The organism is Pseudomonas sp. 25 R 14 (genome assembly GCF_900004755.1).
GTDB lineage: Bacteria > Pseudomonadota > Gammaproteobacteria > Pseudomonadales > Pseudomonadaceae > Aquipseudomonas > Aquipseudomonas brenneri.
The window spans coordinates 114973-124500 of the sequence record NZ_CVTS01000068.1; the positions used below are offsets into that span (position 1 = coordinate 114973).

Sequence of the window (9528 nt, forward strand, 5' to 3'; positions counted from 1 at the left end):
CCTGATCGCCGAACGCCTCGGTATGACGGTTGTGAATGCCCATGATTTGCAGATGGAGGAAGTTTCAGATTCAGCGACTATGGAGTAATAATTTCCTCGTCCTGCATGGAAACTTTTCTAACGCTTACTCCCGGACCGTCCTCATCATGATACGTATACAGTTCAAAGCTTTGATGATTCATACGGCCACTTATTTTCACATAATTAATTTTAACAATTAACTTTCGAGAGTCCTCGGAAACATCATGCAGCGTAAAATGACGCTCTACACCGCTGTACAATGACTCCAATGTAATAGGGTACTGATCAACGCCATCAACAGACAAAACAACATTAACACCCTCACAATAACTACCAATATTTGTGAGTGAAAAACCCGAATAATAGTCGCCTTCATGTTGGTAATTCTGTGTATATTTCATCTGAATCAATGGCTCCAGCGACCGTTCATGATTTTCTAAACTGCGCTGTTGTGCAGCGACGAGTGCCGTCTGCTGTTCAACTGATGCTTTTAGTTCATCAGCCTGCATTCGAAGTGCATCAGCGCTGACACGAAGCTCAGTGCCTTGCTGCATGAAACCCAATATCAACCAGAAAAAAGCGATCGGGCCAAACGCTCCAGCCAAGAAATCTCCAACACTGTTCAGTTCCATTGTTTGTAGCTGTGGTAAACGGCCAAAAATAAACCATGTAAACCCCAGTAAGTAAATTGTTGTAAATACTGTTCCAATCCAAGCTAGTTTGTTACGCATACATCCCTCATGGCGTACATAATATTGGGTTGATCATATTCGATACAGGAATTATCAGCCATCCCTCCCCCTTCAAAGTCAGCCGCTATAGCGGCAAGGACGAAGTCATGCCTGAAATAAAGGAACGCCCCATCCTATTCTCGGCGCCGATGGTGCGCGCCATCCTGGAAGGCCGGAAGACGGTCACGCGGCGGGCGGTGAAAAGCTTCCAGATCCCTATCGAGGACAAGACCATCTCCATTGGTGATCGTCAGCGCTGGAGCGCAATAGGTCAGAAAGACCCTCGCTATGGCTTCTGCGTATTTGGATCGACCGAAGCGGAGTGCGCCAAGGAACTGGAACAGCACGCACCTTGCCCATATGGCAAGCGCGGAGACCGGCTGTGGGTGCGTGAAACCTTCATTGATCTGCGCTGCACCGGTGTTGAGCATCGCCCAGACCCGGACGGCCCACTCCAGCGCTACGCCTACGCTGCCGACTGCCGCCCTGGGTCACACAGCGACGAGGCAAGGAAAGACTTCGGCCTGAAGTACAAGCCCAGCATCCACATGCCTCGCGCTGCCTGCCGCATCCTGCTGGAGATCACCAAAGTTCGCGTCGAGCGGTTGCAGGACATCAGCCGCGCCGATATACGGGCAGAAGGCCTGCAGTGTCCGCCGGAGCTGACAAGCGATGACGTTTCACCGAATTACCGAGACTGGTACCCGGCGGCTTGGAAGGAGCTGTGGGATTCCACCGGCGGCAACTGGGACGCCAACCCGTGGGTATGGGTGGTCGAGTTCAAGCGGGTGACGCCATGACCGCCCCCCCTCTGGTTCGCCTACGTCTTCATCTACAGGTGACTGGGCAAGGATGTGACCAGCGGACCAAGGCGTTGAGTTACTAGCCCAGAGGAAGGGAGTTGTTTAACTCTCAGCTAACTACTTCGGTCCACTGACTCACTGCCCACTGCTTGAAGAGCGCGCTCCAATGACTTGATAGAGCGCCAGTCGGATAAGCACTTCAACCACACATATCTGAAATACAAGCGCGACACATCATTTCTAGCACACCTCTGGATCTAGTCCAGGGTCGATCCAAAATAAATACCCTCCCCCTTCAAAGTCAGCCGCGATAGCGGCAAGGAACCCGGCATGCCTGAAGAAATCCAGGTCCACACCCCACAGCATCTCGGCTGGATGGATCACGGCAAGACAAATTGCGGTCTTCTGGTAATGAGTCGCTGGGATAGCCCGGATCGCGATGACAACACCAAAGACCTGCAGCGCTTTGTGAAAGATGTGAAGCGAAGCGGGCTCAACCACTCCCGCATTGAGCGCTTCGAAGGCGACCAATTCCCTGAATGGGTTGGTGAGCTGCACTGCGACGATATGCAATGCCAGTGCCGGCGCTTCCTCTGCACAAAACAAGCCTAACCCCAATCCCCCTATATGCCTGCCGGTGAGCGGCGGGCAACGAAAAAGAGTTCACCCAGCCATCTGAGGCCACTCAGCGTTTGCTCTGAAACATCTGGCTGGGCGAACAACAGAAGACTAGCTGCCTTTGATGGCCGCGTCCCTATCCACTTTCAGAAGAATTCACCCTCACCTTCTGCCGCCCAGCGCGGCAAGGACACCCCAAACCAATCCGCCCGGCAACGGCGCGGCGCGCGGTGTAGCTCACACCTGTGAATAGCTACAAGCGCGCTCATAAGCTTGGATTTTCTTTTCTAGCCGCTCGATTTGCTGCATCAGCAGAATGTTGATGCGGTCCTCTGCATTGTTCAGCTGATCCGACGCAAAAGAGCTTTCTAGCCTCCCGACAATTTCATTGTTCATGCTTCGTCTGTCCGCCTTTGCTGCGGCTTTAATTTTCGCATGAAGGTGGCTGGGGAGGCGGACGATAAAAGCCTCAAGATCGTTAGGCATGTTGCGCTCTGCTATTTCAAAGGAGAAATATCATATGGATACCGCCAGACCGAAAGCTGTAGGAAACATCTGTAAGTGGCGATGAATTCTCCCTGAATGCCTGACTCTTCACATCATCCTCTCTTATAGCAAAACAGCAGTGACCCCTCCCTCTTCAAAGTCAGCCGCTATAGCGGCAAGGACGAACTCGCCCATGAAAACTGTGAAGCTCACAGAGAAGCAGCAACTCATCCTCGACGAGCTGCGCAAGATCGGTCGTGAAAACGCATATCGCTATCGCGGCGTCACACCCTGCCTGCATAACGATGCTTGCGGCAGGATCGCAAGAGGTGATCAAGCCTGCGCCTTCGGCCTGGGCGGCCTGACATATCAGGTTGGTGGCCGCCTCAGTATCGAGGCCGGCTCTGTGCTGAGCGTCTTCAAAGCGCTTCAGCGCAAGGGGCTGGTGATTCGCGAGGAGAGCTATCCGGAATACCAGCGCCCGCGCTACTGGTGGCCCGTGGGATTGGCTGCTGAGCTTGCCGGCGAGCTGATCCCGAAAGCTGAAGGGGTGACGCCATGATCCCAGTAGCCGCCCTTCATGGCCTGGAATGTCGCCCCTTAGCTCTTAAAATCCGCTGTGACAGCTAGAGCTACCGCAGCGCTACTCCTTGATGCTTGGAAGCCCGCTCGGGGAGACAGGGCATATAGCCGGAACCAAGCAATATATAAAGGGGGCGACTATTTGGATTTCGTTGTCTTTAAGCATTGAAGGTGGCGGTGCAGGTACAGGTGATGCTGCCGAAATCAATACCTGTACAGCAGGAACGAAGAGTTCCGACCCGGAATAGCTGATGATTTTCTGACGTGAGACGTTGCCTCGGGCGTCGACGAAGAATTCGGCTCTAACCATGCCCGTCGCCCCTTGAAGTCGAGCTTGTTCGGGGTAGTACTTGTACAAGGAGAGATGGGTGAGCAACTGTTGCTCCCATAAGCGCTGCTCTGCCAACTGTTGAGGGCTTGGGCCACTGACGCAAGCACAAAGCAGTAAAACAATCACTATCCAGCTGTACTTCATGAGCGCATTTCCTTTGACGCCTTCATTCGCGAATGGAGGCTTGAGATAAACGCATCGCAATGCCCTATCTCATGATTTAGCTTGCTGGATGTCATCGGTAACGGGGTAGCCCCGCCTAAACGCCTTGACCATCTCGCCCCACCTTTAAGAATCCTTCTCATTACACCATAAATTCCTGCCGGTGAACGGCGGGCGAGGTGCTCACCCAGCAGAGTCCGCCTCGCCATCCATAGACCGGTAAAGAGCCTTCCCTGCGGGGGGAGCGCGGTAAAGATACACTCTACTGATAATCATTATCAAATGATTCTGGCAAGCCGCTCACCGTTTCAAGAGCATCGAGCGTCTATACAAGTTTTGTGTGTTGAAAAGAGACGTATGCAATCTGTGCATCCAAAAGCTCTACATGCAAAGCAGTAAACGTCCTAAGGTCAGCGGCTTTCCAAGGCTCAGGATTGATCCGTAGATACTCCGTAAGGTTTTTCGAAGCAACTTCGACCTTGCTACTCAGCTCAGCAACCTCTTTCCAGTAATCAGACATGTTCAACCCTTAGAGACTATGAATTTGGCTACCTAAAACCCCTCGCCTGCGGCGACAGGAGTTGCTAGGTACGAAATCCAAAATCATATGAACGCGGATTCGCATCGTCTGTAGGAACTGTCCGAAAACAGTCCTGACTGAATTTCCAGCGAGAAACACCCGCCCTTCCCTATATCAATATCTGCCGCCTCGAGCGGCAAGGACACCCCATGTACGCAACGAAACTCACCCTGCTCCTGACGGCCATCGTGTTGTACGTGGCAGGGTCAACCTTCTGGTTTTTCTGGCAGGTGCCGGAGCTGCTCTCCACCGGTACCGACCAGACCCTGATCGCAGCATTCGCCGGCACCGTCGCCTGGATGCTGCTCACCTTCGGTTTCATCATCCACATCATCAAGACAGCGCGGCCTACAGCGGGCGGCAGGAGGTAGGTATGCAGGCTGAAATACTGTCGGACGATGAACTCGCCGACCTCACCGGCTACAAGCGTCGATCTGATCAGCGCAAATGGCTCAAGGATCGCAACTGGGTGTTCGTCGAGAGCCGCGGCGGCCGGCCGCTGGTTGGCCGGATGTTCGCCCGTATGAAGCTGGGTATGGTCAACGCCACAATTGCAGATCAAAACCCGGCGCCGGCGCGACCTGCTTGGACGCCTGATTTCTCCAGAGTGAACTGATATGCGCCCCCGGAACACGGAAAACAGGGACTTGCCGCCAGGAATGGTGCGCCGTAAGCGCCCAAGGAAGAATGGCAAGGTCTGGATCGGCTACTACTACCGGGATTCTGCTGGCAAAGAGATCTCGCTTGGAACAGACCTGAGCAAAGCCCGCTTAAAGTGGGCCGAACTGGAGGCCAAAGAAAAGCCGGCCGATCTGACAACAATGAAGGGCATTTTCGACCGGTATGTACGCGATGTCATTCCGAAAAAGGGGGAGCGGACACAGAAGGACAACATGGCTGAACTGAAACAGCTTCGCCCTACGTTTGACGAGGCGCCCATCGATTCAATTACGCCGTTCAACATTGCCGGGTACCGTGATGCCCGCTCAGCAAAGGTTCGAGCCAACCGCGAGATCGCCCTCCTGTCCCACGTTTTCAACATGGCCAGGGAGTGGGGACTCACCGAGCGAGAGAACCCATGCCAGGGCATAAGGAAGAATAAGGAGGCGCCTCGTGACTACTATGCCAATGCGGCTGTTTGGGATGCCGTCTACGCCGTTGCCGAACAAGAACTCAAGGAAGCCATGGACCTGGGCTATTTGACCGGGCAGCGGCCTGCTGACGTGTTGATCATGCGCAGCGACGATACCGAGGGCGACTACTTCCTGGTGACACAGGGTAAGACAGGGCAGAAGCTCAGAATCTTGATGCGTACAGATGCAGGGGAAAACAGCTTGGGGAGATTGGTCAGGGAAATTGGTGAAAGGAATGTCGGCCATCCGTCCAAGTACCTGTTGATCAATAGGCATGGAAAGCGGATGACGAAGGGAATGTTGCGCTTGCGCTGGGACAAGGCTCGGGAAAAAGCTCAGCAGAACGCCATCGAACAAGGCGATCCGACGCTCGCGGCCAAGATTGGAGGGTTTCAGTTCCGAGACATACGGCCGAAGGCCGCCTCGGAAATCATCGATATTGGCGACGCCAGCCTGCTGCTGGGACACAGCAAACAGGAGATCACAAAACGGGTTTACAGGAGGATCGGCGCGACTGCGAAGCCGTCTAAATAACCAAAGTTTCGGAACTCATACCCGAAAGTTTCGGAACTGCCACCCAATACAGCAAAATATGACCCAAACCCCAGAAACACAAAAGCCCCGCAATCGCGGGGCTTTCGTATGAATCTTGGCGGGAAACCAGGGATTCGAACCCTGGGAACGCTATTAACGTTCGCCGGTTTTCAAGACCGGTGCATTCAACCACTCTGCCAATTTCCCTTGTGCAACACAGGATTATAGTAGCCCATCCTGTCTCAGCGGGCGCCATAATACCCGAATGAAACACACTGTCAAACTCTCTGCATAGCTTGTTACAGAGCGTCTGTTATGATCTTTGCGACTGAACGTTTCAAAACTGAAGGAGTGTCGCCATGCGCGAACAGGATTACGCAGTTAATAGCAACGTGCAGGCTGAGCAGCTAGAGGTTAGCCGCGTCCTGCGCAATACATACGGCCTGCTCGCCCTCACCCTCGCATTTAGCGGCGTGATGGCGTATGTGGCGCAACAGATGCGTGTCGGCTACCCGAACATCTTTGTGGTATTGATCGGCTTCTACGGCCTGTTTTTCCTCACCAACAAGCTGCGCGACTCGGCCTGGGGCCTGGTGTCGGCGTTTGCCCTGACCGGTTTCATGGGGTTCCTGCTGGGCCCGATCCTTAACCGTTACCTGGGTATGCAGGGCGGCGCGGAAGTGGTCAGCTCGGCGTTTGCCATGACGGCACTGGTGTTTGGTGGCCTGTCGGCCTATGTACTGATCACCCGTAAGGACATGAGCTTCCTCGGCGGCTTCATCACGGCTGGCTTCTTCGTGTTGCTGGCGGCGGTGCTGGCGAGCATGTTCTTCCAGATCAGCGGCCTGCAGCTGGCGATCAGCGCCGGTTTTGTGCTGTTTTCCTCGGTCTGCATTCTGTTCCAGACCAGCGCCATCATCCATGGCGGCGAGCGTAACTACATCATGGCGACCATCAGCCTGTATGTATCGATCTACAACCTGTTTGTCAGCCTGTTGCAGATCTTCGGCATCATGAGCCGCGACGACTGATCCCAGCCTCATCAAAAAGCCCGCTTCGGCGGGCTTTTTGTTGCCTGCGGCTTTATCATTGGCGCAGGTTTGCCTACAGAGTGTTCCATGAAGTTCGCGATTGCGCTTTTTTCCGCCGCCCATGCGCCTTCCTCGCGCCGTGCCCTGCAGTTTGCCCAGGCTGCGCTGGCCGGTGGGCATGAGGTTGTGCGGCTGTTTTTCTATCAGGATGGGGTCTACAGCGCATCCAACTCGGTGGTAACACCGCAGGATGAGCAGGATATCGCTCAACAGTGGCGCGCCTTCGTCAGCGAGCATCAGCTTGATGGTGTGGTGTGCATTGCCGCAGCATTGCGTCGTGGGGTGTTGAATAACGAGGAAGCCTCACGCTATCAACGTAGCGCGGTCAATATCGATGCGCCCTGGGCGCTGTCGGGCCTTGGGCAGTTGCACGATGCAATCCAGGACGCCGACCGCCTGATCTGCTTTGGAGGGCCATGAAATGTCCAGATCCTTGTTGGTAATCAGCCGCCAGGCACCGTGGTCCGGGCCCAGTGCGCGAGAAGCGCTGGATGTGGTGCTGGCCGGTGGTGCATTCGACTTGCCGATTGGGCTGCTGTTTCTCGATGACGGCGTGTTTCAACTGGCAACCGCGCAGGATGCCAAGGCCTTGCAGCAGAAGGACGTGACTGCCAACCTGCAGGCACTCTCGCTGTTTGGTATCGATGAGGTATTCGCCTGCAGCCACAGCCTGGCCGAACGTGGGCTGAGCCCCCCTGATAACGCGCAGCCACTGAGCAGCGAACAGATTTCCCAGATGATTGACCGTTACGATCAGGTGATGACCCTCTGATGTCGACCTTGCATGTGTTGTCCCACTCCCCTTTTACCGACAGCCGCCTGGGCAGTTGCCTACGCCTGTGTGGCGCGCAGGATGCAGTCCTGCTGTGCGGTGATGCAACCTATGCCCTGCAAGCCGGCAGCGCGCCTTTCCAGGCCTTGCAAGCCAAGGCCCTGGATGTCTTCGTGCTGACTGAGGATGCCCAGGCCCGTGGCCTGTCGTTGCCGGATTGGGCCAAAAGTGTCGACTACCCGGGTTTTGTGCAGTTGTCGATCGACCATGACAAGGTCAACACTTGGCTATGAACACCCTGACCGTAGGCGCGCGCACCCTTGAACTGGACAAGGACGGTTACCTGGTTGACCTGAACGCCTGGTCTGTCGAAGTGGCCAGTGCCCTGGCAAGCGCCGAAGAACTGGAGTTGACCGACGAGCACTGGGAAATCCTTGAGCTGCTCAGGGGCTTTTACCAGGAGTTCCAGTTATCACCGGCCACCCGCCCGCTGATCAAGTACACCGCCTTGAAGCTGGGCCCGGAAAAGGGCAACAGCCTGCACCTCAACCGACTGTTCAAAGGCACTCCCGCCAAACTTGCCGCCAAGCTGGCGGGCCTGCCCAGGCCGACGAATTGCTTATGACCGACTTTGCCCCGTTGATCACCGAAACTCCCGCCGAACATCCCTTTGCGCCGTTTGTACGCATCCTCGGCAAAGGCAAGCGTGGTGCCCGCAGCCTGACGCGCGAAGAAGCGCGGGAAGCCATGGGCATGCTGCTCGACGACAAGGTCGAAGACTCCCAGCTCGGCGCATTCCTGATGCTGTTGCGCCACAAGGAAGAAAGCCCGGAAGAGCTCGCCGGCTTCACCGAAGCCCTGCGTGAGCGCCTCAACGCGCCAGCACTGAACGTAGATATCGATTGGCCTACCTACGCGGGGAAAAAGCGCCACCTGCCATGGTACCTGCTGGCCGCCAAGTGTCTGGCGCAGAACGGTGTGCGAATCTTCATGCACGGCGGCGGCGCCCACACGGCTGGGCGCCTGTACACCGAACAATTGCTGGGTGAGTTGCAGATTCCACTGTGCCGCAACTGGCAGCAGGTCGAGACAGCCTTTGCGCAAGGCAACCTGGCGTTTATGCCGCTGGGCGACTGGGCCCCGCAACTGCAACGCATGATTGACCTGCGCAACATCCTCGGCCTGCGTTCACCTATCCATTCCCTGGCACGCATCCTCAACCCGCTGGGCGCACGCTGCGGCCTGCAAAGTATCTTCCACCCCGGCTACCAGGGCGTACACCGTGATGCCAGTGGCTTGCTGGGCGACAACACGATTGTGATCAAGGGCGATGGCGGCGAGATCGAGATCAACCCCGATACCACCAGCCATTTATATGGCACCACCGGCGGCGCAAGCTGGGATGAAGAGTGGCCAGCCCTCTCGGCTCAGCGCCACGTCAAGCCGGCCAGCCTAGAACCTGAGCATTTGAAAGCCCTGTGGCGCGGCGAGGTGCAGGATAGCTACCCGCAGTTGGCACTGATCGCCACCATGGCCCTGGCCCTGCGCGGCCTTGGGCACCCACGGGAACAGGCTTTTGAACTGGCCCAGCAGTATTGGGATGCGCGGGACAAATCGATTTAATCGATCATTAACCCCGAGCCTTTGCGCTATTTCTTCGAACTCAGACGATTAGACTGCACAC

The 9528-nt window shown here is 55.7% G+C and carries 15 protein-coding genes and 1 tRNA gene; 12 read left to right on the top strand and 4 right to left on the bottom strand.

Going from position 1 to position 9528, the window contains the following annotated elements; genetic code table 11:
• Window positions 1-77: 77 nt before the first annotated feature.
• Window positions 78-752 (bottom strand): hypothetical protein, encoded by a 675-nt coding sequence (locus BFQ03_RS26900; RefSeq protein ID WP_065944399.1) that lies wholly within the window; start codon window positions 750-752, stop codon window positions 78-80.
• A gap of 107 nt (window positions 753-859) precedes the next feature.
• On the opposite strand from BFQ03_RS26900, the gene BFQ03_RS26905 reads away from it, so the two are divergent.
• Both BFQ03_RS26905 and BFQ03_RS30105 read left to right on the top strand, forming a co-directional pair.
• On the top strand, window positions 860-1552 hold the full coding sequence (locus BFQ03_RS26905) for an ASCH domain-containing protein (RefSeq protein WP_065944400.1): 693 nt from the start codon (window positions 860-862) through the stop codon (window positions 1550-1552).
• Between the two features lie 333 nt (window positions 1553-1885).
• Window positions 1886-2167, top strand: a complete 282-nt coding sequence (locus BFQ03_RS30105) for a hypothetical protein (protein ID WP_139115750.1) — start codon at window positions 1886-1888, stop codon at window positions 2165-2167.
• 243 nt (window positions 2168-2410) lie between these two features.
• On the opposite strand, the gene BFQ03_RS26915 is transcribed toward BFQ03_RS30105, so the two are convergent.
• Window positions 2411-2659 carry an Arc family DNA-binding protein gene (locus tag BFQ03_RS26915; RefSeq protein WP_065944402.1) on the bottom strand — a complete coding sequence of 83 codons (249 nt, stop codon included), beginning with the start codon at window positions 2657-2659 and terminating at the stop codon, window positions 2411-2413.
• 193 nt (window positions 2660-2852) lie between these two features.
• Here BFQ03_RS26915 and BFQ03_RS26920 point away from each other — a divergent pair, with 193 nt between their 5' ends.
• Window positions 2853-3221 carry a hypothetical protein gene (locus BFQ03_RS26920; RefSeq protein WP_065944403.1) on the top strand — a complete coding sequence of 123 codons (369 nt, stop codon included), beginning with the start codon at window positions 2853-2855 and terminating at the stop codon, window positions 3219-3221.
• Window positions 3222-3302: 81 nt separating this feature from the next.
• On the opposite strand, the gene BFQ03_RS26925 is transcribed toward BFQ03_RS26920, so the two are convergent.
• Window positions 3303-3716 (bottom strand): TonB family protein, encoded by a 414-nt coding sequence (locus BFQ03_RS26925; protein WP_065944404.1) that lies wholly within the window; start codon window positions 3714-3716, stop codon window positions 3303-3305.
• Window positions 3717-4463: 747 nt separating this feature from the next.
• Between BFQ03_RS26925 and BFQ03_RS26930 the strand changes: the two genes are divergently transcribed.
• Genes BFQ03_RS26930 through BFQ03_RS26940 form a run of 3 tightly spaced genes read left to right on the top strand, consistent with a single transcriptional unit; the run spans window position 4464 to window position 5981 of the window.
• A complete protein-coding gene (locus BFQ03_RS26930; RefSeq protein ID WP_065944405.1) occupies window positions 4464-4685 on the top strand; it encodes a hypothetical protein in 222 nt (73 codons plus the stop codon).
• Between the two features lie 2 nt (window positions 4686-4687).
• Window positions 4688-4930, top strand: a complete 243-nt coding sequence (locus BFQ03_RS26935; protein ID WP_065944406.1) for a DUF4224 domain-containing protein — start codon at window positions 4688-4690, stop codon at window positions 4928-4930.
• A 1-nt stretch (window position 4931) separates the two neighbouring features.
• Window positions 4932-5981 carry a tyrosine-type recombinase/integrase gene (locus BFQ03_RS26940; protein WP_065944407.1) on the top strand — a complete coding sequence of 350 codons (1050 nt, stop codon included), beginning with the start codon at window positions 4932-4934 and terminating at the stop codon, window positions 5979-5981.
• Between the two features lie 116 nt (window positions 5982-6097).
• Here the strand turns inward: BFQ03_RS26940 and BFQ03_RS26945 are convergent.
• Window positions 6098-6188, bottom strand: a tRNA-Ser gene (locus BFQ03_RS26945).
• 152 nt (window positions 6189-6340) lie between these two features.
• Between BFQ03_RS26945 and BFQ03_RS26950 the strand changes: the two genes are divergently transcribed.
• The 6 genes from BFQ03_RS26950 to BFQ03_RS26975 all read left to right on the top strand — a co-directional run bounded on the left by BFQ03_RS26950 (window position 6341) and on the right by BFQ03_RS26975 (window position 9467).
• Window positions 6341-7012 carry a Bax inhibitor-1/YccA family protein gene (locus tag BFQ03_RS26950; protein WP_029293588.1) on the top strand — a complete coding sequence of 224 codons (672 nt, stop codon included), beginning with the start codon at window positions 6341-6343 and terminating at the stop codon, window positions 7010-7012.
• An 87-nt stretch (window positions 7013-7099) separates the two neighbouring features.
• Entirely contained in the window at window positions 7100-7492 is a 393-nt protein-coding gene (gene tusD / locus BFQ03_RS26955; RefSeq protein WP_032857339.1) for a sulfurtransferase complex subunit TusD, read from the top strand.
• 1 nt (window position 7493) lies between these two features.
• The gene (gene tusC / locus BFQ03_RS26960) at window positions 7494-7844 is read left to right on the top strand and encodes a sulfurtransferase complex subunit TusC (protein ID WP_032857340.1); all 351 of its coding nucleotides are present in this window, start codon (window positions 7494-7496) and stop codon (window positions 7842-7844) included.
• Complete coding sequence (gene tusB, locus BFQ03_RS26965; RefSeq protein WP_065944408.1) at window positions 7844-8137, top strand: sulfurtransferase complex subunit TusB; 294 nt, start codon at window positions 7844-7846, stop codon at window positions 8135-8137. The genes tusC and tusB overlap by 1 nt, the downstream gene beginning before the upstream one ends.
• Window positions 8134-8469 carry a TusE/DsrC/DsvC family sulfur relay protein gene (locus BFQ03_RS26970; RefSeq protein WP_032857343.1) on the top strand — a complete coding sequence of 112 codons (336 nt, stop codon included), beginning with the start codon at window positions 8134-8136 and terminating at the stop codon, window positions 8467-8469. The genes tusB and BFQ03_RS26970 overlap by 4 nt, the downstream gene beginning before the upstream one ends.
• Window positions 8466-9467 carry a glycosyl transferase family protein gene (locus tag BFQ03_RS26975; protein ID WP_065944409.1) on the top strand — a complete coding sequence of 334 codons (1002 nt, stop codon included), beginning with the start codon at window positions 8466-8468 and terminating at the stop codon, window positions 9465-9467. The genes BFQ03_RS26970 and BFQ03_RS26975 overlap by 4 nt, the downstream gene beginning before the upstream one ends.
• Window positions 9468-9528 lie beyond the last annotated feature (61 nt).